At 43.8% G+C, this 24746-nt stretch carries 22 protein-coding genes; 4 read left to right on the top strand and 18 right to left on the bottom strand.

Annotation, left to right across the window (positions count from 1 at the left end):
- Positions 1-25: 25 nt before the first annotated feature.
- Both MHH60_RS18810 and MHH60_RS18805 read left to right on the top strand, forming a co-directional pair.
- Positions 26-406, top strand: coding sequence for a hypothetical protein (locus MHH60_RS18810; protein ID WP_143767271.1), 381 nt, complete (start codon positions 26-28; stop codon positions 404-406).
- Between the two features lie 222 nt (positions 407-628).
- Entirely contained in the window at positions 629-1207 is a 579-nt protein-coding gene (locus tag MHH60_RS18805) for a hypothetical protein (protein ID WP_076133777.1), read from the top strand.
- A gap of 48 nt (positions 1208-1255) precedes the next feature.
- On the opposite strand, the gene MHH60_RS18800 is transcribed toward MHH60_RS18805, so the two are convergent.
- From MHH60_RS18800 to MHH60_RS18785, 4 genes are all read right to left on the bottom strand, one after another.
- On the bottom strand, positions 1256-2038 hold the full coding sequence (locus MHH60_RS18800) for an MBL fold metallo-hydrolase (protein WP_076133778.1): 783 nt from the start codon (positions 2036-2038) through the stop codon (positions 1256-1258).
- Complete coding sequence (locus MHH60_RS18795; protein WP_051491529.1) at positions 2039-2530, bottom strand: cupin domain-containing protein; 492 nt, start codon at positions 2528-2530, stop codon at positions 2039-2041. It lies immediately after the preceding gene.
- A 34-nt stretch (positions 2531-2564) separates the two neighbouring features.
- The gene (locus MHH60_RS18790) at positions 2565-2768 is read right to left on the bottom strand and encodes a DUF5316 domain-containing protein (protein ID WP_076103952.1); all 204 of its coding nucleotides are present in this window, start codon (positions 2766-2768) and stop codon (positions 2565-2567) included.
- 408 nt (positions 2769-3176) lie between these two features.
- Complete coding sequence (locus MHH60_RS18785) at positions 3177-3866, bottom strand: hypothetical protein (RefSeq protein ID WP_076133779.1); 690 nt, start codon at positions 3864-3866, stop codon at positions 3177-3179.
- Positions 3867-5001: 1135 nt separating this feature from the next.
- On the opposite strand from MHH60_RS18785, the gene MHH60_RS18780 reads away from it, so the two are divergent.
- Complete coding sequence (locus MHH60_RS18780) at positions 5002-5478, top strand: ferritin-like domain-containing protein (protein ID WP_076133780.1); 477 nt, start codon at positions 5002-5004, stop codon at positions 5476-5478.
- 754 nt (positions 5479-6232) lie between these two features.
- Here the strand turns inward: MHH60_RS18780 and glnA are convergent.
- The 13 genes from glnA to mutS all read right to left on the bottom strand — a co-directional run bounded on the left by glnA (position 6233) and on the right by mutS (position 23211).
- Entirely contained in the window at positions 6233-7561 is a 1329-nt protein-coding gene (glnA, locus tag MHH60_RS18775; RefSeq protein ID WP_036687730.1) for a type I glutamate--ammonia ligase, read from the bottom strand.
- Between the two features lie 33 nt (positions 7562-7594).
- Complete coding sequence (locus tag MHH60_RS18770; protein ID WP_019910684.1) at positions 7595-8005, bottom strand: MerR family transcriptional regulator; 411 nt, start codon at positions 8003-8005, stop codon at positions 7595-7597.
- A 62-nt stretch (positions 8006-8067) separates the two neighbouring features.
- On the bottom strand, positions 8068-9342 hold the full coding sequence (locus MHH60_RS18765; RefSeq protein ID WP_076133782.1) for a methionine gamma-lyase family protein: 1275 nt from the start codon (positions 9340-9342) through the stop codon (positions 8068-8070).
- A gap of 133 nt (positions 9343-9475) precedes the next feature.
- On the bottom strand, positions 9476-10765 hold the full coding sequence (gene hflX / locus MHH60_RS18760; protein WP_076128387.1) for a GTPase HflX: 1290 nt from the start codon (positions 10763-10765) through the stop codon (positions 9476-9478).
- 253 nt (positions 10766-11018) lie between these two features.
- A complete protein-coding gene (locus tag MHH60_RS18755; protein WP_076098759.1) occupies positions 11019-11993 on the bottom strand; it encodes an AAA family ATPase in 975 nt (324 codons plus the stop codon).
- Positions 11994-12310: 317 nt separating this feature from the next.
- The gene (locus MHH60_RS18750) at positions 12311-12967 is read right to left on the bottom strand and encodes a YdcF family protein (RefSeq protein ID WP_076133783.1); all 657 of its coding nucleotides are present in this window, start codon (positions 12965-12967) and stop codon (positions 12311-12313) included.
- Between the two features lie 2 nt (positions 12968-12969).
- A complete protein-coding gene (locus tag MHH60_RS18745) occupies positions 12970-13524 on the bottom strand; it encodes a DUF402 domain-containing protein (protein WP_036687739.1) in 555 nt (184 codons plus the stop codon).
- 185 nt (positions 13525-13709) lie between these two features.
- Positions 13710-16262, bottom strand: a complete 2553-nt coding sequence (locus tag MHH60_RS18740) for a transglycosylase domain-containing protein (protein WP_076133784.1) — start codon at positions 16260-16262, stop codon at positions 13710-13712.
- A gap of 139 nt (positions 16263-16401) precedes the next feature.
- Positions 16402-16641: an RNA chaperone Hfq gene (hfq, locus tag MHH60_RS18735; RefSeq protein WP_076133785.1), complete on the bottom strand. Its 240-nt coding sequence runs from the start codon at positions 16639-16641 to the stop codon at positions 16402-16404.
- Positions 16642-16660: 19 nt separating this feature from the next.
- On the bottom strand, positions 16661-17641 hold the full coding sequence (gene miaA / locus MHH60_RS18730) for a tRNA (adenosine(37)-N6)-dimethylallyltransferase MiaA (RefSeq protein WP_172628829.1): 981 nt from the start codon (positions 17639-17641) through the stop codon (positions 16661-16663).
- Entirely contained in the window at positions 17631-18443 is an 813-nt protein-coding gene (locus MHH60_RS18725) for a class I SAM-dependent methyltransferase (RefSeq protein ID WP_305953748.1), read from the bottom strand. The genes miaA and MHH60_RS18725 overlap by 11 nt, the downstream gene beginning before the upstream one ends.
- Before the next feature lie 11 nt (positions 18444-18454).
- Positions 18455-20440: a DNA mismatch repair endonuclease MutL gene (gene mutL, locus MHH60_RS18720; protein ID WP_076133787.1), complete on the bottom strand. Its 1986-nt coding sequence runs from the start codon at positions 20438-20440 to the stop codon at positions 18455-18457.
- Positions 20441-20481: 41 nt separating this feature from the next.
- On the bottom strand, positions 20482-23211 hold the full coding sequence (mutS, locus tag MHH60_RS18715) for a DNA mismatch repair protein MutS (protein ID WP_076133788.1): 2730 nt from the start codon (positions 23209-23211) through the stop codon (positions 20482-20484).
- Between the two features lie 207 nt (positions 23212-23418).
- On the opposite strand from mutS, the gene MHH60_RS18710 reads away from it, so the two are divergent.
- Positions 23419-24216, top strand: a complete 798-nt coding sequence (locus MHH60_RS18710; protein WP_076133789.1) for a GNAT family N-acetyltransferase — start codon at positions 23419-23421, stop codon at positions 24214-24216.
- A gap of 13 nt (positions 24217-24229) precedes the next feature.
- Here MHH60_RS18710 and MHH60_RS18705 read toward each other — a convergent pair.
- A partial coding sequence (locus tag MHH60_RS18705) for a putative amidoligase domain-containing protein (RefSeq protein WP_445667985.1) occupies positions 24230-24746 on the bottom strand: 517 nt, incomplete at its 5' end.

Below are 24746 nucleotides of genomic sequence, written 5' to 3'. Positions count from 1 at the left end.
GCAAATTGAAAAGGATGTGTTTAGTTTGAATAATTCAAAAATTAGAACCCTTGTCGATTTTAAAGTCGATGCACTGGGTAAGCTGTCCGGTTTACTTTTAAATGATGAACAAGCTAGTGGAAAAAAAGTGAATTTGCTCACCGCTTTTGGCAGCATTCAGGGAATCGTCTCTCCAACCGTCTCCAACAAAGAGGATGTATTTGATTTAAAATCTTTGATGGATGATGTAATTGTAGACGAATACATATCTTATTTGGGAGCAGAACACCCTGATAAAAATTTCAGCTATAACTTTGTTGTCCTCAATGACGTTACTGTAAGACCTTATGCTAGTTATGGAACTCCGATCGAATACAAACAGCTGATTGTTTATACCGATCATATCACTGCCTTCAATTTTCTATAGGTTTACATAATTACCTTAAAAAGCACCTTTGCAGCAACCCCTAATTTTGCATCATTTGCAGAATCGGCAGGTTTCTCTGGGTGCTTTTTTTGGGTTAATCGTGAAGTCGATCCTATAATTCCACGAATTTCCCTTTTAAAAGATACTAGTGGGGATCATTCAGGCATATCTTTCAATAAGCAACAATTTGAGTCTAATGAGATAACTAGGAGGTGTGATTATATGCTGATTATCTTGATGTACTTATTCGCTATTTTAGGAGTTGTTTTAATTCTAAGTGCCGCCATTATAAAATTGAAAACGCTATCTGCTTCATCTGAAATTTCTAAGCTAGTTAATGCGACCTCATCTTTTAACATCATTTTCACCAAAACATTCATTCCCCCCAATCAATCACACTTGATCGCACTTAACGAGCCTAATAAAAAATTGGCAATCGGTACCAAAAATCCGAAGAGTAACAAAAAAGCAGTAGCAAAGCTATACTCTTTTGATAATGTAATGGGATCCGAGATTGTGGTTAACGCACTTACCCTTTCAAAAGTATCCAAAAGACAACAAAACAGCAAAACAACTGCAACAAGTGCAGATATTAATGTCCTTAAGGACACCGATGAAGAAGCTAATGTGATAGAAGAGCTTACGCTTAAAATATATATGAACAGCAAAGAAACGCCTGTGTATTGTATTTCCTTCTTGCCGGGTTTATTGCCTATTCAACAATCCGACAACCAGTACAAGGAAGCTTACTCCCAAGTACAACAATTGCATGCACTGTTCAGGTCAATCGTATCTGAATAATTAAGTTGTTATCGCCTTACCTCTCATTTGTTTTCGACATTGAAAGATCTAAAATTGCACACTAAACCCGTCAAACTGGTGAATGCCTGTACCATGTGCCACTAGCTTTTGCTCACGCAACTCACGAACTGCCTTCTTGACCTCTTGCAAAATAGATGGATCTAGACCCAGCGTATTATGAGAGCCATATACTTGGGTAACCCCTGGAATTTCAGTAATCTTTTCTAAGGATGCCACTAAATCAACCGGACTAGTCGAAGGGTAAAAAGCATAGATTGGCGTAACGTCATATAATAAATCACCTGTAAACAGATATCCGTTGGCATGATCAAAAAGGCTGATATGCCCTGGCGAATGACCTGGTGTGTGGTAAATTTCTATTTTGCGCCCGCCTATGTCGAGCACATCCCCTTCTTGTAAAAGAGCCGTTGGTTTCCCTTGAAAAGGTATGTAGGTGTTAGGATCAAAGGTTTCAGGAACAGGAAGGGTGATGTCCCGGCTCATATCTTTTCGAATCTGGGCAAGGGACAAGCCTTTTATTCCGTTAATCAGCCAATCCTCATCCGCTTTATGAACATAGATTGTCTCGAATTGCTCATGACTGCCAATATGATCTGCATGCACATGCGTAGTTATGACAGCGATAGGTAAATCCGTTAACTGATCCGTTATTCTTTTTATATTATCAATACCTAATCCCGTATCAATTAACGCGCCTTGTTTTTGCCCCAAGAGTAAAAAAGAATGCACCTTTTCCCAATGTCCATATTCACTGATTGCATAGGTGGTCGGATCAATTTCCGTTACTGTAAACCAACGATCTTTAATCAATTACGCTCCCCCATTCCATTTTTCCCTTACATGCTCTTCTCCCTTATAATAATCCGCCTGTTCATCCGCTTGATAGATTTCTTGATAGGGTAAAATGTTGATTTTGCCTGAGTCTGGATATTCGCAAACATCTATTCCCTGATTCGTTCGGAGATCCAGATACCTGCATGGTGCATCCGTATGATTATAAAGCTGATGCGCCCCTTCCGGTCCCATTTCAAAAAATATTACATCCCCTTCCGTAACCTCCGTAAAACCCTCGGGTGTTCTTAACATCGCTTTTCCCGCTAAAATCACAAATATTTCTTCAGCATTTCTATGAAAATGATAAGGATAAGAATATTTATCAGGATCTAAAGATCTGATATCAAAAACTAAATGCTTGGAGCCCACCATTTCAGCTAATCTTTCACTCGTATGCCAAGCAAACTCTGGGATCGGGGACTGTTTTTGAGTAAATGAGACCGTATTTTCATTAAAAATCTTCACCATCTGCAACACTCCTCCTTCTTATATTTTGCGTTCATTACAACAAATAAAGAATCCCAGCTATAGCTAATGAAATAAGACCACCTAAAGCGGACCCATTCGCTACTTTGTTTTTAATTTTACGGTCTTGCTTAGATTCCGAATAAAAGTTACCTCTTTGTTGTGTACCTGTCGTGAAGGCTCCAACACATATACCTGAAATTATAAAAAAGCCCAATCCTATATAAATAAAAATTTGCATGAACTTACTCCTTCCCAGGAAAGAATTAGTTATCTATATATAAGATATTTTAACATTAAATCCCTCTACTACGTGCCAAGACTTTCGGATCCAGATGACGCTATTTGCTATTTTTCAGCCTTTGGAGCATGGTTTCGGACTCCAGTGACGTTATTCCTAAGGATGAGGCTCATATTGAGTTTTTCAATGCCAATAGCGACTATGGAGTCCTTTAGTATCCCAAATGTAGGGTAAAGCTTCATATAAGGTCTGCTGGGTCCGATAGCGGGCTCATACGCGAAATTTGCAACCTCAGCAAACGGAAATTGGCGTTCGAATGAAGTAAGGTACCAAAAAGAAGAAGTAGTGTGCCAACAACCATTTTTTGATTATGGTTATGGCACACTACTTCTACGGCTCTGATACCACTTAATTTCTTTCAAGTTCAAGTGTTGCCAGTGAAACCATCACCCAAGGTGCAAACTTATTCGACGAATCACCCTTAGGATTGTGTATCCGAAAAAGAAAAGCTTCCCCCGCCTGATTCTTCCAGACCATATAATCTTCTATCCCTTTATCTCCGGCAGCCTGCAGATATAGCTCAGCAAAACCTAGAGGATGTTCAATTAGTTCCCCGCTATGGTCGTTTGCCTTTCCAATTGCAGAAAGCTCGGTTTGTCCCTGTTGCTTCAAAGCTGTGAGATCGTAACCGGCAGGTAAGTGTTCAATTTGGGCATAATAGGTTGGATCCTTAGTCAATAATAAACGATTAGACTGCGAGTCTAGTGTGAAATCCTGAAAGACATACAGGGAATATCCATCACCTTGCTCAAGTGTACCTTCTTGCCCTGGGACCCCTCCCTCCTGTTCACCAAATGCTTTGGTCTTTGGTCGATCGGATGTTAGAGGATCAGTGGCCTCCGGACTGGGAGACTCCTGCACCTCCATAGAAGAAGTAGCAGAAGGTTCAGGAGTGCTTGTAGCTTCAACAACTGGCATTGTCGCTGCACTTGACGCTGTAGGTTTTGCCTCGTCTGTTGTTTTATTGTTACTACATGCACCGAGAATTGAGGAAGACAGAAGAATACTAGTAACTGTAGTTAATAATATTTTTTTCATTACGCACCTCCTTATTACTATATTAGTTATTACCCACATGAGTGACGTGTCCTCTTATTCTTCAAACCTTTTCTCATTTTTATTGCTACGGATTGAAAAATTTCAAACAATCGACTCGTTTTTATTTACAGCTATGGAGTTGTGCTCGAAACTCAAATTGTTCCCGGACGATTCGGGCACCTACTATCTTAATAGGCAGACGACACATCAATTAAGTAAAAGACAAATTCCACAAAACACTTTATTTATAACATTTTCAGAAAAAAAATAAAATAGCGACTCACAGCCAACCCGCGGGTGTTCTGTAAATCGCCACTCTTAATGTTCTGTAACTCAGATTTGTGTCAACACTCTTTGATAAATGCTTTAAAAATCAAAACAACTAATATCCCGAAAATTATCAAAGTTAATATTAAGTTAGACCAAACTATTTCCAAATTCACTCCTCCGTCTCTGCGTTTAATTCTTGTACATCCCATGATATCCCATTTTTTATGATAAATGAACAACATTTTACACGTTGAAATTGTTAGACTGTATAATATCCTCGATTAACAAACTATTTGTAGTCGTTTTATGGGCATATCATAAATGATACTCAAGAGGCTACCTATACAAACACAAAGTAAATCCTCAACGGCAAAGGCATTAAAGTTTTATCAGTTCGAGATTACAGTTACTAAAGCGGCACTTAGTTCCTAAGCTGCTGATATCACTAAAAGCTAGATTAAATCCATCTTCATCTTCCCTGAGCTGCAGCTCCCACATAGCCCGTTGACGTTGTTGATTCTCAAATCCAACAGGGTTTGGGTCATTGTCATTACATATATTCCTTGCCGGGGATGTCGGTTGTATCTGGCTAGCGTAATGAATCTGTGTACACGTGAAATCGTAGGATGGCGACTGGAAAATCATATAGAAAACCAATTGTGTGCAAACGAATGTATGGATCGCTAAGGTATCTTTTACCTGCTCGTTTTTCTGAGAAATTTACTAGAATATCTATTTCTTACCGTCCACTTTCTTGACTTTGGTCTAATTAAGAAAAAGTAAGAAGTGAGATCATACTCATACAATCAGTTAGCAAGCATATGATTGGTGATAGAATACTTATAAATTATTGGAGGTTGTGCTAATGTATATGGTGTATCCTTATTGGTTCAGAACTCAATTTGTCCCCATTTGGGCAACTTCAACTCAAGAGGCTCTTGAATTAATGAGGACTTCAGTCCAAGGTGAACGAAATGACGAACTTTTTTATGACCAACTCATTCAACTTGCTCCGAATAAAGAACAAGCTGAAGTAATTACTTCTATTCGGAATGATGAACGTGGGCATAATCATATGTTTCGACAAATGTACAGAGAATTGACAGGACATGAAGTGACAGGAGTTAGCGACGAAGTTCCTGAACAGGTTAATTCGTATATCAATGGTTTGCAAAAAGCCTTTCAAGGTGAATTGTCAGCGGTTGAAAAGTATCGAAAGATATGGTTCGGTCTTCCATATGGCGTTTATAAGGACACTTTATATGGCATTATTCTCGATGAGCAAAAGCATGCAGCGAAATATAATAATTTATTGCTACTAAATTCAGCTGCAAATCAGTAGACATTGTATCGACTGCCCTAGTAGCACGATGTGTGTGAACGATGCGTCAGCTCTATCCATACCACCATTATTCCCCGCATTTCTTTCTGATACTTCGTATATGATCGAACGTTTACTTCCCAACTGTCGGACTATGGTCTGCAGCACAATTCCCTCAAAAACCATATTTTTTGCCCTCATCCTAATAATCCACTTTTCGCTATGCAGCTAAGCTAGATGGTGATACGCCTTCTGGCTTTTTTACAATTTATACAAGAACGAATTCAAAGGTAACGCATGCTTTGGATTCGCCTTTAAATTGATTATCGATAACGAAACATACGAGTGAAATTTATCAAAAGTTGCTGAGCTCGCATTTTCAAAAATTCAATCATTTGACTGAGTCATAGCATTCTCCATTATAAGAGGCTAAGAAGTTTCACCTGTCGCGAAAATGGCTTGTCCTAAGTTGGAGAGCATTCTTATAGTCCAATTCATAAAATCGTTTAGCCAGCTTATAACCCTTTTCAAGCTTAGGAATAACACGTTTAGATCATGGTAGTATAAGAATCACAACGCACAACACACATATATAAAAAAAATTAAATGAAAGCATTAAGGAGAAATTTGAAACTCATATGAGAAGTACCCTCGAATTAATCACTACTTTTCCCGGGGGCATTACGGGGGCGTTCATAAACCTCTACAATATCTCCTATCCTTACCCACACACAAAAAAACCCTCAACACCAAAGGTGTCAAGGGTTTACAGGTTCTAGTACAAAGTCATGTATTGGTTTCTTTCCCACTCATGCACTTGTGTACGATAGATATCCCATTCGATTTCTTTCAGCTCGTAGAAGTGAGCCAGCGCATGTTCGCCGAGAGCTTCGGTAATTACATGGCTGCGGATCATTTCGCTTAGCGCTTCTTTCAAATCGGATGGCAAGCTTGGGATGCCTTCTTCAATACGCTCTTCCTCAGACATCACATAGATGTTACGGTCAATTGGAGCTGGAAGATCAAGCTTACGCTTAATTCCGTCTAGCCCTGCTTTCAACATAACAGCAAGTGCGAGGTATGGGTTAGCTGCCGGGTCCGGGTTACGAACTTCAACACGTGTGCTAAGCCCTCTCGAAGCCGGGATACGAATCATCGGGCTACGGTTACTTGCAGACCAAGCTACGTAACAAGGTGCTTCATACCCAGGAACAAGGCGTTTGTAAGAGTTCACTGTTGGGTTAGTAATCGCTGCAAAAGCACGAGCGTGCTTCAAAATACCAGCCATATAATAACGTGCAGTTTTGCTCAGACCTAGCTTGTCACTTTCATCGTAGAACATGTTTTCTTTGCCATTAAACAAGGATTGGTGAGCGTGCATACCAGATCCGTTAATACCAAACAATGGTTTAGGCATAAAAGTTGCATGCAAGCCATGTTGACGGGCAACCGTCTTCACAACGAGCTTAAAGGTTTGAATTTGGTCAGCAGAAGTGATCGCGTCAGCATATTTGAAATCAATTTCATGCTGGCCGGAAGCCACTTCATGGTGGGAAGCTTCGATTTCAAAGCCCATTTCTTCAAGGGTCAATACGATTTCACGACGGCAATTTTCCCCTAAATCTGTAGGAGCTAAGTCGAAATAACCACCTTGGTCATTCAATTCTGTAGTTGGGTTACCTCTTTCATCTGTTTTGAACAAGAAGAATTCAGGTTCAGGTCCAACATTCATCGCTGTAAAGCCCATTTCTTCGGCTTCCTTCAGACAACGCTTCAGGATACCACGTGGGTCTCCAGCAAATGGAGTACCATCCGGCATATACACGTCACAAATCAGACGTGCAACACGGCTATCAGTCACCCAAGGGAAGATTACCCAAGTATCAAGGTCTGGGAAGAGATACATATCGGATTCTTCAATCCGCACATAACCTTCGATGGAGGAACCATCAAACATCATTTTGTTGTCGAGTGCTTTTTCCAATTGGCTAACCGGAATCTCTACATTCTTGATAGTACCTAACAGATCTGTAAATTGCAGACGAATGAAACGAACATTCTCTTCCTTGGCAATGCGTAAAATATCCTCTTTAGAAAAGCTCACGTGATCCTCTCCCTTTCAAAACTCTGTATATTATTATTTATTAAAAAACCGGGATAACTCACCTTGAATAAGCGATACCTGTCCCGGTCTTTTACCGGAAACTAGTTCTTGCTTCAGCAAACGGTGAAGCTGCGAATCTGATAGCTCTCTACGTCTAACCTCTGTGTCAGGGGTAATCACAGTAGCTTCTTCGGATTCCTTAGAGACTGGGTTCATCACTTGCTTGATGCCAGCAATGTTAACACCCTTTTCAATCAAGGCCTTAATTTCTAATAGGCGCTCAACATCATTAAAAGAGAACAAACGTTGATTCCCAGAAGTACGTGCAGGAACGATTAGACTATGCTGTTCATAATAACGAATTTGTCTTGCAGATAAATCAGTTAACTTCATTACAATTCCAATAGGAAATAATGCCATATTTCTGCGGATTTCATCACCCATGACTCATCCAACCTTCCAATGATCTTTTTCTGATCTCATTGTACATTTCCTAATACAGCGTGTCAATGGTGTGTAAGATTTTCTGACAGTAATTTTCGATCACGCATACTTTGGAGTGCCATCAAAACGCCATATTTGACATGGGAGTAGGTTAATCCCCCTTGCATATAGCCGATATAAGGCGCACGGATAGGCGCATCTGCCGATAACTCTAAGCTACCACCTTGTATAAACGTACCTGCCGCCATGATGACAGGATGTTCATATCCCGGCATATCCCATGGTTCTGGAACTACATGGCTGTCTACCGCCGCAGCACGTTGAATTCCCTGCACGAAGGCAATTAAGTGATCCGGTCCATCAAAGGAAACCGCCTGAATCAAATCTGTACGAGGTTCATTCCACGCTGGTTTCGTCTCAAACCCGCAGCGCTGAAATACAGCTGCCGCAAAAACACTACCTTTAAGGGCTTGTCCAACTGTATGCGGAGCCATGAACAGTCCTTGGTATAACCCGCGGGTAGTTCCTAACATTGCACCTACTTCGCCGCCGATACCTGGAGCTGTAAGACGGTACGCTGTAAGCTCTACTAGATCTCTGCGCCCACAAATGTATCCACCCGTCTCAGCAATTCCGCCACCAGGATTTTTAATTAATGAACCCGCTACTAGATCCACTCCAACCTGTGGAGGCTCAAGCTCTTCAGTAAACTCACCATAGCAATTATCAACGAACACAATAACATCCGGTTTCAATGACTTCACTCTCGCTGTCATGTCACCTATTTCGGCTACTGTGAAGGAAGCACGCCAATCATAACCACGCGATCTTTGAATTCCAATTACTTTAGTCTTCTCATTGATAGAGAGAGTTACCTCTTCCCAATCAATCTTACCCTCTGCGGTAAGGGCAACCTCCCGATATGTAATTCCGAAGTCTGCGAGTGAGCCTGTCCCATCTCCTGCTTGGCCAATCACCTTGTGTAAGGTATCGTATGGACGACCTGTGATGTATAAAAGCTCGTCTCCTGGTCGCAGCACACCAAAGAGGGCTGTTGAAATGGTATGTGTTCCTGAAGCAAAATGCGGGCGCACCAAAGCTGATTCCGCACCAAAAACGTCAGCATAGACAAGGTCCAGCACTTCGCGTCCACGGTCGTTGTAAGCATATCCCGTTGAACCCGCAAAATGATAATCACTGACCTGATGACGTTGAAACGCTTCTATAACCTTCCATTGATTCTTATCGACAATTCGATCAAGAGCTTTGACTGCACCTTCGATTTCAACTTCTGCGGACTCTGCCGCTCCTAAAATATCTTCTGCAAAAACTGCCATTAGTTCTTATTCGCTCCTTACATTTACTTGCCATCATAATGACAGAAAGCGACAGTTGCCTGACGCTTTTTGTCATTAGCTATTATTTTATACCTATACAACAAGCATTTCCACTTTAGGGGAACAGAGAAGATTACGGCTGGTCCACAAAATCAGCAAGCATGTAACCCCATTTATCATAATCCTCTTTATTAAGACGGACGTTATAGATAACATCGTTCTCATCATAGGTGGTTTCCAGCACCTCACCTACTCTGTAAAGCAGGGAAGAAATATCGCCTCGGTCTCCAGGAATGCGAAAATTCAGCGTATCTCCGGCCAACTCATCAGAGATAATTTCAATAATCCGGGTTAAATCCTCAGGGTTAAACGCACTGATCTTCAAAAATCCTGTGCCTGTTGGCAGCATTTCCAGTTGCTCAGGCTCACATAGATCGATTTTATTAAAAAGCACGATTTGCGGTTTGCTGGCTGCCCCTAAGTCCTGCAAAATAGTTTGTACAATCTCCATCTGCTCCTCACGCATTGGAGATGAAGCATCCACAACATGCAACACCAGATTGGCCTCATTGACTTCCTCCAGCGTTGCGCGGAAAGATGCCACAAGATCATGCGGAAGATTCTGAATGAAGCCTACAGTATCCGTAAGCACTACCTCTTTGCCACCCGTTAGTTGAAGCACACGTGAAGTAGGGTCAAGCGTAGCAAACAATTGATTTTCAATATAAACATCCGCATCTGTAAGCTGCTTAAGCAGCGTCGATTTACCAGCATTCGTGTAGCCGACTAGAGCAACCTGCACTGCTCCTGCCTTACGGCGGCGTTCACGATGCAATTCACGGGTTTTAACTACCTCATCCAACTGGCGTTTCAACTCCGTAATCCGACCGCGAATATGCCGGCGATCGGTCTCAAGCTTACTTTCACCTGGCCCTCTGGTTCCTATACCCCCGCCTAATCTGGATAAGTTTTTGCCTTGACCGGATAACCGCGGCAAAAGATAGGATAGCTGTGCCAGCTCTACTTGAATAATACCCTCTCGCGTTTTGGCCCGCCCAGCAAAAATATCCAAAATGAGCTGCGTCCGATCAATAATCTTCAGATCCAAAGACTCTTCAAGGTTCCGTACCTGCGCTCCAGACAATTCCTGATCAAAAATAGCCGTATTAGCTCCAAGACCATCAGCGGCCATGCGGAGCTCTTCTACCTTACCTTTACCGATAAACCATTTTGAATCCGGTGTTTCCTTATTCTGACGCAACACATCCAGGACTTCAACACCTGCTGTTTCTGCTAATTGTACTAATTCCTGCAGAGAAAGCTCTGGGTCAATACCGGTACGTTTAATTTTATCTGTGACGAGAGTGACCAATATCGCCCGATCTTGAATATCCGTTTCTGTATCATGCGTAGTTATTGCCATTTATTCATGCTCCTTATGACGGTAATAGAATCTTTGTGTACCATTTAATCAGTTTTTCACTTCTTGCTGAGGTTATACAGATGATACTGTTCATTCACAGCGCTTCAAAACATTTTATCATAAGTTTCATTGGTAATATAGGCTGATAATGGAACGGCTCACCATTCTGTCAGCATTTTCATTATGATAATCTTCAATCTTTTATAAAAGATAAACCGACTAAGCACGTATAACTTAGCCGGTGTCAATTTATTTAAGAGATTATACTCTCCCCTTTTGAATAATCATCGACCGGAAGAACAAGGTCTCTCGGTAAGATCTCCATCAAAGATTGTTTGGATATTTTGACATGTCTGCTTATTAATCTAACCGCTTGATGGCGAATTGCCTGCTCGAGGATATTGCGTACATACCGCGCATTACTAAAATTTTCTTCAATAATTTTCTCATTAAGGATTAACTCTTTTAGTTTCCCGTTTGTTTCTGGAGTAATTATATAGTCTCTTTCAGCTGCCATTTTATGTGCAATCAATATCAGTTCATCTGTTGTGTAGTCCTGAAAATCAAGTTGAATTGGAAAACGTGAGGGAAGTCCGGTATTAGCCTCCATAAACATCTCCATTTCATTTGGATAACCCGCTAAGATAATGATGAGATCATCATTCCTGTCCTCCATAACCTTTACAAGACAGTCGATTGCCTCTTTCCCAAAATCCTTATCTCCGCCTCTAGCCAAGCTATAAGCCTCGTCAATGAATAATACGCCACCCATAGCCTTCTTAACAAGGTCTCTGGTCTTTTGAGCTGTATGCCCTATGTATTCCCCCACTAAATCCGCTCTCTCTACTTCGATTAATTGACCTTTACTTAATATGCCCATATTCTTTAACAGCTTGGCAACGATTCTTGCTACAGTTGTCTTTCCAGTCCCGGGGTTGCCTTTAAACAACATATGATAAACCTGATTAACTACATTTAACCCCAGTTCTTGTCTCATTTTTTCCACTTGGATAAGCGCATGAATTTCATATATAAGATCCTTCACCTTTTCAAGACCGATAAGCTCATGAAGCTCTTGCAGGATTTCTTTTGTAGATTCTAAATGATTATTTTGAGCCAGCGCGCTCTCCAATGTTTCATTCGTAATATTTGTTGGGTCTTGATTTTTGAAAGTTATATTCATTCTGGAATCATTAATGGTTATCTTTCTTAAATTTTCTTCACCCATTGTAATCACCTCGTTAGAGCATTATATGCAATAACCGAATGACATCATGCACTTGTTTTAAAGAATGGGGTTTCGACATTGGATTCCCTGCTATCTCTCGCATCATCTACGATGGTACACGTGGATAGAATGACCGAAATGCATAAAGCCATAGAGCAAACATTTATTTTTTTATCATTTCACAACCCCATTATTTTTGATATACAAACATCAAATAGCCCCCAGTTAGAGTTTAATCCATTTGGGGGCTGGCTTTTCTAATCAAGTCTCTTCCGGAATAGGAAGCGTTATTAGAAGATTCTGATATTTGGGAACAATTACAGGAACAACTGCTGGATTTTCCATTTCGTATAGGCTAGAATTTCACGCGACTTATGCCTTGTCATCGACAGAACAGTGGATTCTGTAAGCCCCAGTTCAGGATTCACATAACCGAGCTCGTCCGCGATTTCGTGTGAACGCCATCCATGATATGTATGCGTAATAATAATTGCTGAGGACAATCCCTCACTTGTCATAATGGCTTTGCTATACAGAAGATTCTCGTAAGTGCTGGTAGCTTTATTTTCAACAGAAATGGCGCTATCCGGAACTCCATGAGCTACTAAATAATTGCGCATGCCTTGACCTTCGGTATATTTAAGATCAGGTTTATCCAAACCTCCAGAAACTATGATATGCGGGAACATCCCCTCTTGATAAAGCTTAAGCCCGTAATCCAATCGTTCCTTCAATCCCGGGCTAGGTTCATCTCCCCACATCGACATGCCAAGAATGATCCCTGTATCGGCTTTGAGCATAGGATCTGTCGTTGCGGCTTTATTGATATTCCTCAATGCGTACGCACACCACAACAAACCAACTACAACCATAATCATTAAAGCAACAAGCAACGTTCGTTTAGACCAAATCCGGCGTTTTTTGGGAACAATCCGAATCGGGGAAGAGTCTCTTCCATAAACGTACCATTCCATCTTTATTTCCTCCTGAATTCTCCATGATGAAATAATTCGGCACGATGTTTCAAGGAGAGAGAGAAATAAGGGAAAGCATGAGCATCGATGCCACGTAAAATAGTATGGGCAGTCTCCCAGGCTAGCTTATAATCGCTTTCTGAGATGTCTTGCCTCTCCAGTGCTTCCTCCAGTTCATCCTCATCGAGCAAAAACACCTCGCCGTTCCAAAGTACTACCACATCCAGATACAAATCGTCAAACCAAGGCACACCTTGGTCAGTGACGCCTTGCACTTTACAGGTGTCTATGTACCATTGAACAATATTTTGTTTTTCGTCGAACATAGCCGTCACAATATAGTGACTGTCTTTCGGAAAATATTGCAGCCAGGAATAACCTTTATCTGCAATACGATATGTATGCCGTCCATAGCTCTTCCACAGTGGTTCTTTCAGCCCGTAGATGGTATAAAGCGTAATATATCCGCTGAATTCCCGGCTCTCCACATAGCGGCAGGCAAAATGGCGACGCGTAATCCGGCGCCAGTTGGCCCGGTCTCCGAATTTACGTTTCATAGAAATTACCCTCTCCAGTATGGTCTATTCAGCTTAACACATTTAGAGGATACACTCAAAACATCCCGCAAAATACAAGAAATTTTTCTTCTAAACCTAATAAAAACAGCAACCAAGCTTCACTTTATAAAAAAGCGAAGCTTGGTTGCATGGATAAAGCTTATTTTTTTGAAATTCAAACTCGTTTATTGAGTGGAAGAATCCCCGTTCACAAAACCGGTCTCTGGATCAGGGTTTGTGGATACATTCCCGCTCTCATCGCCGGAACCCTCTCCACCGATGGTGGGTTCTGGAGTTGGGGTCGGCATTGGTGTTGGCGGTGGCGGTGTGATTTCAGGGATTGTAGTACCTCCGTTATTTCCGCCTCCCTCATTGCCGCCTCCGTTATTGCCACCATTTCCATTCTCTCCGTTGCTGCCACCGTCCTCTGGGGTCGGGGTCGGAAGATTAGGATCTATGGTGGGTTCAGGGGTCGGCATTTCATCCTGCACGGATACACTAACCACATTGGATGGTTCGCTCTCCACTTTTAGCGCAGGGTCATAAGAAGTTACATAATACTCGTAAACCAAACCAGGCAGTGCACTAAAATCCCCTGCACTGGTAGTCACTGTATTTAACAGTGAGCCAAACTCAGCTTCCGATGTCTCTCTACGATAAATACGATACTCAACGCCGGCAACAGGAACTGCCTCCCAATTGAGATTTACTGTCATCGTAGAAGGATCATATGCTGCTGATAGTCCAGTAACAGTCTGAGCTGTTTCTGGTGTTTCCGTAGGCTCAGGGGCAATCTCGTTATCGAGCTGCGGGAAGGATTTCTTAGGAACATCCTTCAGCGCTTCCTCCATGACCTTACCCCAGAAAGCAGCGGCAAGCGGACTGCTGTTCTTAAGCAGATGCTTTTTACTTGGCTTGTCGTACCCCATCCAGACTGCTGCAGTCCATTCCGGCGTGTAGCCTACAAACCATACATCACGGTTCGAGCTGATTCCAGAATATCCACTTTGCGTCGTACCGGTCTTACCGGCCACAGGACGGTCAATCCTAGCTTTTCTACCTGTACCGCTCTCCACGACCTTCTGCATCATCTCAGTCATTTGATAAGCCGTTTCCTTACTCATCACTCGCTCAGGCGTTGTATTCGCTTTGTAGACCGTCTCACCACTGCTGTCAGAGATGGATTTAATGGAATAAGCCTCTCTTAGTTCGCCGCCATTTGCAAAAGCGCTGTAGGCTTGCGCCATTTCCAGCGTATTGGTTCCTTTGCTCATGCCTCCAAGAGCCAGCGAAAGGTTCTTATCCTCGTCTTCCAATCCAATGCCTAGTTTCTTGGCAAATTTAAATCCGGTATTCACACCAATTTCATTGAGCAGCCAAACAGCCGGAATATTCTCCGATTTCTGAATGGCATCACTCATGTTGATGCTCTTAGAATATCCATGCAGGTTGGTTGGACAATAGTTCGCGAAACATTGCTTCTCATTGCTTAGCGTTGAATTCATGGTGAATTTCCCAGTTTCCAGCGCTGGAGCATAAGAGACAATTGGTTTGAAAGCAGAACCTGGAGAACGACGGCTGCCTGTTACACGACTGTAGCCTTTTTTCTCATAATTCCGTCCACCAAGGAGCGCGACAATGCTGCCATTCTCCTGATTCACAATCGTCATTGAGCCTTGTACCAGCTCTTCATCTACACTCTTTTCAAAATTATCACTATCTGCAAAAGCATCTTCAACCGTTTCTTGAGCATGCTTATCCATAGTAGTGTAAATTTTGTAACCGCCGATATTCAGATCATCTTCTGACAATCCAAATTTTTCTTCCGCCTCATCTACTGCAAAATCAATAAATGCTTGATAACGCTGTTTCTTTTCTGGCGGCTTATAGTTATAATCTACGACTTTTGCTTCGTCTCTTTCCTGCTCCGTAATGTACCCTTGCTCATACATAAGCTGAAGCACTACTGCGCGGCGTTCCTTCGAAAGTTCAGGGTTACGCAGCGGGTTATAACGTGACGGGCCTTTTGGCATGGCCGCCAATGTCGCGATTTGCCATACCTTAAGCTGACTCAAATCACTTTGACCAAAATATCTTACTGATGCTGCTTTAATTCCGTAAATTGTACCCCCGAAGTTAATCCGGTTCAGATACATGGTAATAATCTCTTCTTTAGATTTCTGATTCTCCAGGGCTACGGCAATAGACACCTCAGTTGCTTTACGGAAAAACGTCTTGTCCCGTGTCAGGAAGATGTTTTTGGCGAGCTGTTGAGTAATGGTACTACCGCCCTCTACCATACTTCGTGCGGCAATATCCTTTACTGCTGCCCGGCCAATCGACCATAAATCCACACCAGAATGTTCGAAGAAACGTTTATCCTCTGTGGCTACAAAAGCGTTAACCAATAACGGTGGAATTTCTTCATACTCTACTGGATCACTTTTCTCCAGTGATAATTCGCCAATTAAATTAGCATTGCGGTCATATACCTTAGTCGTTTCATTCACTGTTAGCTTATCTTGGTTCTCAAGCAGAAGCTTTTGCCCATTTAGCATAATGAACAGATATCCACCTAATGCACAGAAAATGGCCAATGCCGTAGCGAAGAACAAGCTCCACAGCACACGCTTCTTCGTCAAAAATTTCTTTTTCTTTTTTGGTTTTGATTTTGATTTGGAACTGGACGATCCTCTATCTCTATTGTGATTCGTCCTGGATGTATCGTCTCTAGACATAATGCCTCCTGACTCCCTTTCGGAAATAAACATAAATGGTCTGCCATGAATGAAAAGAACAACCTTCACAGGTTGCTCTCTCACACTCTATTCAAACGATTTATAAACAAGAAAGGTTTCAATTCATTTTTGATAAATGTTATTCTTCACTACTGTTGTCTTGCATCAGTGATACACTACGCTGTGGTGTGAACGTGGAAATTGCGTGTTTATACACCATTTGCTGGCGTCCATCACTGTCAATGACGATTGTAAAATTGTCGAATGCTTTAATTATTCCCCGGATTTGAAAACCGTTGGTCAGATATACCGTAGCAGGGATATTTTCTTTGCGTAGTTGGTTCAAGAATGTATCTTGGATGTTAATGGACTTGTTCATATGACGTACCCCCAATGGTTCAATTAGATTGTTCAGAAGTATATTCAAGACCTGAGAGAAACTTTCCTGCTATTATACCACGTATTTTTGAGAAATTCTCAGAAAAGTTTTGTTCACCTTCGACATCGATCCACTCGATTTCCTTCATGTGGCGAAACCATGACAACTGTCTTTTGGCGAATCGGCGAGTATCGCGTTTAAGCAGTATCACAGCTTCTTCCAGCGTCAGCTCTCCTGCCAGGTAAGCGGCAATTTCCTTGTAACCCAATCCCTGCATGGACACAAGGCTTCTGCTGTAACCGTTATCCAGCAGTCCTTTCACCTCAGCAACGAGACCATCCGCCAGCATGCTATCAATTCGGTCCTCAATACGTTTATATAGTATTTTCCGGTCCATTGTCAAACCTATGAGACATAAGTCATAGGGTGATTCCTTCTTTTGAGCAGCATGAGAAGCGGAAAGTGTAGTGTTTGTCTGGTGATGAATTTCCAGTGCACGGATAATTCTGCGACGGTCATTAGGATGAAGTTTGGCTGCGCTGACTGGATCAACCGCCTCGAGTCTGGCATGCAGTGCAAGCGCTCCATGTTCTTCCGCAAATTGATCCTGCTCTTTACGGAAAGCTTCATCAGCCACTGCTTCCGAGAACTGAAAGCCGTAACATAAAGACTCAATATACAGTCCAGTCCCCCCTACGATAAAGGGAAGCTTCCCTCTAGCGCTTATCTCCTCGATAAGTCTAGTGCCCTGCTCTTGAAATTCAGCGGCAGAATAAGCATCCTGCGGATCATGAATATCGATCAGGTGATGGGGAATCCCCTTCATTTCAGCGGGTGTAATCTTAGCTGTACCAATATCCATACCACGATAAACCTGCATCGAATCGCCGGAAATAATCTCAGCGTTATAAGCCGCTGCCAGCTCCAGACTTAACCGGGTTTTGCCTACGGCAGTTGGTCCTAACAGCACTAGAACCTTATGCCTTTCTTTAGTTGTCAATGTGTATCACCCCGTACGATGTTTTGGAGTTGCTTCGGAGCAGCTCAGTAAACCCTAGGCGTTCAAATTCGCCACTCAAAGCCTTTTCTTTTAAAAGAACAGTCTTACGGGCGACCCTAACCGCCTCTGCTACACTCTCTGTCGATAAGGCAGCACGGTTAGCGAATTGCCGCAGCGGGGAAATCGAGGCAGAACCCGTCAGAGGCACGCGAAACATAGGATCAAAGTAAACAATATCCACACTTCGATCTGGTTGAGACCGTAAATAGTCCAAATGTTCACTATGCACAACATTAACTCTGCGTAAAGCCTCATTGACCTTTTCTTGCCCAGAGGTGTAATGAGACATCCCTTCACTGAGCAGTGCGAACAGTGGTAAAGAGCTCTCCAAAGCGGTAACCTCCGAGGACTCACCACCATGCACAGCAAACAGTAAGGAATCGGCTCCTAATCCAGCTGTACAATCCAATACGCTATCTCCGGGAAGCATTCGAGCCGCAACAAGCATCGGCTCGATCTCACCCTTTAGAATTCGTTTAGCGCGAACGAAGCCCATGCTCGGATGAAACTCCATAGGCTCCATTCCTAAGCGGTGTAGTCGAACAGCGTCCTGAGATAGAATCAGAATATCCTCATCTCCGTAATGTTCAACCATCCTTGTAATGGAGAGCTTCTCACGTGGAGCATAACTACAACCCGTTCTCTCCGCAAGGCTTTGCGCGCGTTCTACTATTTCCATTATCGGGCTATACCCCGTAGTTATAATCATGGTGCCTCCAGTCTTGCTCTTAACAAATTTCAAAAAATGTATAATTACATAACCCGCTTGAACAATTTCTCTAAATCATAGGATGAAAAAGAGATCACAATCGGCCGTCCATGTGGGCAAGTATACGGTTGTTTGCACTCTGCCAGTCGGGACAACAGAGCCTCCACTTCCTGTTCTGTTAGTTTATGGTTGGCCTTAATCGAGGCTTTACATGAACACAGAATCGATGACTTTTCTCGTAGCTTCGCAAGATCAATCATACGCTCGCTTAAGACCCACTCCGCCATTTCTTCAACGACCGCCTTCTCCTCCCCTTCAGGAAACCAATAGGGCAAGGAACGAACAAGAAAGGTCTGTCCGCCAAAGTGTTCAAGGTATACCCCGGCCTGCTGAAACCAATGTAGACGTTCACTAAGCTGACGACTTTCAGAAGGTGTGAACTCCAGTGTAATCGGCAGTAGCAGCTCCTGTGAGGCATCCTCCGGCCGACCAAATTTCTCATAGAAGTATTCGTAATTAATACGTTCATGTGCCGCATGCTGATCGATTAAATAGAGTCCTCCATCATTCTGGGCAATAATATAGGTCCCATGATGCTGGCCTATATAATTAAGCTCAGGAAAGGCCGGAAGTCCAGGCTCTTCTTGTTGTGGTGGAGCCCATAGCTTCTCAACCGAAGGGAGCTGCTTCTGCGCCATTGACGCTTCTTGCGGGCGATAGCTATTGGAATAACTAGTATTCGCACTAGTTTGGCGCCCCTGCGAAGATGAAGACGGATAGCCTGACCCGTAAGCTGGAGCTACCTCGCGAGCCACCTGATGATCCGCCTGACCTTCCTTACTAAAATCACGGGAATTACGGTCAAGGTTCGATGACTGTAGTCCACTTAAGAAGCTGGCAGATCCCGTGGGGGCTGTATCCTTCTCATCCTCATTCGAAGATGACAATGGAACAGCTCCTTTGGAAAAAGCAAATTGCTCCTGGATAAAGGAGCTGCTGCCCTTGGGTCCGATTGTTTCCTTGCTTGGACGTGGAATCAGACTTTGCCCCAGCAGTATTTTGCGGATCTCCTGCTCAACAAAGGTGTAAAGCTCATTCTCTTTACTGAATCTAACCTCGAGTTTTGCTGGATGTACATTGACATCTACCAAAGAGGGGTGCATATCCAGTTCAAGAACTAATAACGGATAACGGTTAATCGGAAGCAAGGTGTGATAAGCACGCATGATTGCTGCGTTCAGTCCATTACTGCGAATATAACGGCCACCGACAATAGTAGTGATTGCATTTCGATTGGAACGAGTCCATTCTGGACGACTTATATATCCGGAAATCCGGTAATCCAAGTCTTCTGCCGTAATCGGCAGCATTGCTTTGGCGGCATTGGTTCCGTAAACAGCTGCGATGACCTGCAGCAGATCACCATTTCCGAGCGTATGCAGCAGCTGATTGCCATTATGATGCAAGGTAAAAGAGATCCCCGGATGAGCCAGCGCCATGCGGTACATGGCATCTGAGATATGGCCCAGCTCCGTCTGAATACTCTTCATATATTTCAGCCTTGCCGGCGTATTAAAAAACAATTCACGAACGGCAAGATCACTTCCCCGGCCGGAAGGAGCGTCCTCATTTCGTATGAGATTGCCACCCTCAATGTCTACTAGGCGCCCTTTGCCGTCATCGGCAGTTGCAGTTAGAAGCGATACCTTGGATACCGCGGCAATACTGGGAAGTGCCTCTCCGCGGAAGCCTAAGCTTGTGATTTGAAATAGATCGCGGCCATTCAGAATTTTACTTGTAGCATGCCGGTAAAAGGCGGTCTCGCAATCTTCAGGATCAATCCCGGAGCCATTATCTTTAACGCGGATGCTCTGCAAGCCCCCCTCTTCTACCGATACCTCAATTCTTGTACTGCCAGCGTCAATCGCATTCTCGACTAGCTCCTTTACAACAGAAGCTGGCCGCTCTACTACTTCACCCGCAGCAATCTGGTTGGCAATATGCTCGTCCAATATATGAATTTTGGCCATTTCATTCACCTCTTATTTAGGCAATCATTATTATAAAATCTTTATTGCAGATCCTTAACCTTCATCTTCAGCTCGTTCAAAAGACTCATCGCCTGTAGCGGCGTCATATTCATAAGATCAGCGTCACGCACAGAAGAAATGAACTCTTTTAGCGCGGGATTCTCATGGATCTCAGTTACCGCAACTTGAGGTGCACTACCTTTGCGATTCTTGCATGGTTCTTCCTCACCAAAGATAGACAACTGAACAACCTCATTTTCTACGGGCGCCTCAGTGATGACACTTACGGCTTGCGCCATCGAGGATGTGCTAGCAACTTCTCTTACAGCCGCCTGTCTTTCGAGGCTTCCCCCGTAATGAAGTTCAGAACCACCAGGATGGGCTGCCTGCTCAATGTTCTGTAAGAGACCATAAGCTCGGTCAATAATCCCTTCAGGAAGACCTGCAAGACGTGCACAATAGATCCCATAGCTGCTGTCAGCCGCTCCAGGAACTAGCTTGCGCAGGAAGTTTACTTTATCACCGCTCTCTTGAACAGCCATAGAGTAATTCCGCAGTCCTTTAAGACTCCCTTCCAAATGAGCCAATTCATGAAAATGCGTCGAAACTAGAGCTTTGCAAGAAATAACATCATGTACATATTCAATAACCGCCTGAGCGATGGCCATACCTTCACTGGTCGAGGTACCTCTTCCCAGCTCATCAATAATAATCAAGCTGCGAGCTGTTGCTTTTTCGGTCATAACTTGGATATCAGCCATTTCCACCATAAATGTACTTTGACCACCGATTAAATCATCGGCTGCTCCAATACGAGTAAAAATCCGGTCTATAAGCGGAACTTCAGCACTGTTTGCTGGTACAAAACATCCAATCTGAGCCATGATACAGATCAGCGCCACCTGACGCATGTAAGTACTTTTCCCCGCCATATTAGGACCTGTAATTAGAAGAATGTTACCTTCTTCCTTACTCAGCGTGCTTCCATTTGCAATAAAAGCGGAATCTTTAAGCACCGCCTCCACAACGGGATGACGGCCCCCTTCAAGCCGAAGATCATAACCATCCGAAAGGACTGGCTTCACAAAACGATGTTCGGCACTAACTGCCGCCAAGCATTGATACACATCAATCTCGGCAACCTTTTCTGCAAGATTTTGCAGGCGGGGAATTTGCCCACTGATGCGATCACGCAGCTCGGTAAAGAGGCTGTATTCCAAATCTGTCATTTTATCCTGAGCTTCAAGTATGAGTGCTTCCTTCTCTTTAAGCTCAGGTGTGACAAAACGCTCTGCGTTGGCAAGCGTCTGCTTACGTTCATATCGTCCTTCCGGCAGTGCAGCCAGATTGGATTTGGTGATCTCTATGAAATAACCGAAGATTTTGTTATAGCCGATCTTCAGTGACTTAATGCCAGTGGCCTGTCTTTCCTTGGCTTCCAGTTCAGCGATCCAACGTTTACCGTTACTGCTAGCTTCCCTAAGCTCGTCCAAACGTTCATGATAACCGGAACGGATAATGCCACCGTCGCGCACAGACACCGGGGCATCCTCGACGATTGCGCGGTCAATATCCTCTCGCAGCTCAGCGCATTCATCCATACTTGCACCGATCTCTCGTAAAGTAGCTGAACCGGAGGTCATACATAATTCCTTCAATGCAGGAATTTGCGCCAGCGATAATTTCAGAGCATTCATATCACGTCCATTGGCGCTGCCAAAAGCAATACGACCCACCAAACGCTCCAAATCATAAATTTCTTTAAGCGCTAAACGCAGGTCCTCGCGAACGATAAACTGATTGTACAAATAATCGACAGCCTCTAGGCGCCGTTCGATCGGAGCTCGCTGCAATAGCGGCTTATCAATTCTGCGACGCAACAGACGGGCGCCCATCGACGTTTCCGTTCGATCCAGCAGCCAAAGCAGGGATCCTTTTTTGGAGCGTTCACGAACCGTCTCGGTTAGTTCAAGATTCCGGCGTGTAAATGGATCTAGAATCATATAATTGCCTGGTTCATAAGGAGAAATCTGACTAAGCTGCCCTAACGAACGCCGCTGGGTCTCATTCAGATAAGAGATCAGAAGCGCCAGACATTGTCCACGTTCCTTCTCTAGACGTACCCATGCCGCTTCACCGAACTGACGACGTGCCAGCTCCTCCTCGCGTTTCTCCCAAGGGGTGTAAACTACAGGTTTGGCTAACAACGGCGTTTCGCTTCGCAGGATCTCCAAAAGTGCAGCGTCTCCGATGATCTCAGCCGGTTCATAAATGCCAATCTCATCACGCAGCCATTCGGCTCCAGATAATACCGAAGTAACATACAGCTCACCAGTTGTTAAATCGCAGGCAGCTAATGCCATCATTCCGTCACTTTCGGTGACGCAAACGAGGTAGTTATTGCTCTTGTCAGCAATGATTTTTCCATCCATCACGGTTCCTGGTGTCACGACGCGTACAATATCCCGCTTCACCATGCCTTTAGTGACTGAAGCATCCTCTAACTGCTCACAAATGGCGACTTTATATCCTTTTTCTATCAGGCGTTGAATATATCCCTCGGCGGCGTGGTAAGGCACTCCACACATAGGGATTTTCTCCTCGCCCCCGCCTTCGCGGCCTGTCAACGTAATCTCAAGCTCCTTGGAAGCCAAAATGGCATCTTCAAAGAACATTTCATAGAAATCGCCCAGTCTAAAAAATAGGAAGGCATCCTTAGCCCCTTCCTTTACCTTTAAATATTGCTCTATCATCGGCGTATATTGTGCCATGGTCAACCTCCATGCCTATTTAATGCTGTCCCCCATTATAACAGAAAATTGGTGGACAAAGTTACCCTGAAACCTCACATTAGTACAACGAAAGACTAGAATACTTATCAGACAAACACTTACAGGAGGTATATTCTTCTGCTTTTAAATATTGTAAAATCTTAACACAGAGCGTCAGCCCATATAAAAATCAAAGGAGAATACAATATGATACGAAAGCTAACGAAGGATGATCAAAAGCTGCTGATGGCATTGCTGCGGAAAGAGCCGGCGCTTAATTTATTTATCATTGGCGATGTGGAGAATTTTGGGTTTGAGCAGGATTTCATGGATTTATGGGGAGAGTTTGATCCAGCCGACGGGCGGATAAAAGCCGTTCTGCTGCGCTTCTATAGAAGTTACCTTCCTTATGCAGATGGCCCTTTTGATGTCGAGGGGTTCGCTGAGATTATCCGAAAGGATAATGATATACATATGATCTCCGGAGCTTCAGAGGTGGTGAAGGCTTTTGATGGGGAAATTAATTTCAAACAAGTAAAACAGCTGTATTTTGCTGAATTAAAAGAAATGAACAAAAAAATAAGTGAGTCCTTCTCTTCAGCTGAGCCTGTCAAAAAAGCTACGGTTCAGGATGTGGAAGCGATTTGCGCACTCACGGATACCATTGAAGAATTTGAAAGCAGCCGGAATGGTTCTAGAACCAGCCTGCGTAAAACGCTGGAAAGCAACACCGGCCGCACGTATTATATGGAACGGGAAGATAAGGTCATTGTCACCGCTTCAACTTCAGCGGAAAATTCCATGTCAGCGATGATTGTAGGGGTTGCCACACATCAAGCATTCAGAGAGCAAGGCCTTGCTTCGCGCGTAATGGCACAGCTTTGTGCAGACCTGCTCCATGAAGGAAAGTCATTGTGCCTCTTTTATGACAACCCGCATGCCGGAGTTATTTATAAACGACTTGGTTTTCAAGATATCGGTTCATGGACCCTCGTTAACATGTAGACCAAATGTAAAATCACACTTTTACTTTGCTGCACCATAACTCACGTATATCCCGTGATTCATCCCACGTCCGTTCAGCGGCAATATATTCGAATAAAGGCTCGATATAAGGGGCGGCAATCTCGTAGCCGCCTAGGGAACGCAGCTGCGCCAACAATGGGGGGATTGCGGCGCGCAGCGGAGGTTTATCGCCGCTGTAGTAGGCGATATGCAGGTCTTCCCGGTCGAGCGGGCGTTGCGTCAGGTCCTCATAATGGCTCACGATTAGGTGAGCCAAATAGACCGCGCCTTTAGCGATGACCGGGGACACCAGGAAGCTCGGCAAGGTCCGGTACTCGAAGCCGCCATGCGGCTGAGTCCGGAAATCGCCGAGCACGCCGTATCGGGGACGACGCGCCCCTGCGCGGACGTCTTCGAGCAGAAGCATGGGCAGCGCGAGATAGTTATCGAGCGCGCGCAGCAGCGGCGCCGTCAGCGTCACGCCGCTGAAGTGCAGATGGCCGCCGAGGGCCCAGCCCGTCAGCGGCATG

It is taken from the genome of Paenibacillus sp. FSL H7-0716, from assembly GCF_038002705.1.
Taxonomy (GTDB): Bacteria; Bacillota; Bacilli; order Paenibacillales; family Paenibacillaceae; genus Paenibacillus_AQ; species Paenibacillus_AQ odorifer.
Note: the sequence above shows the minus strand (reverse complement) of the source record. Positions and strands in the feature narration are given on the sequence as shown.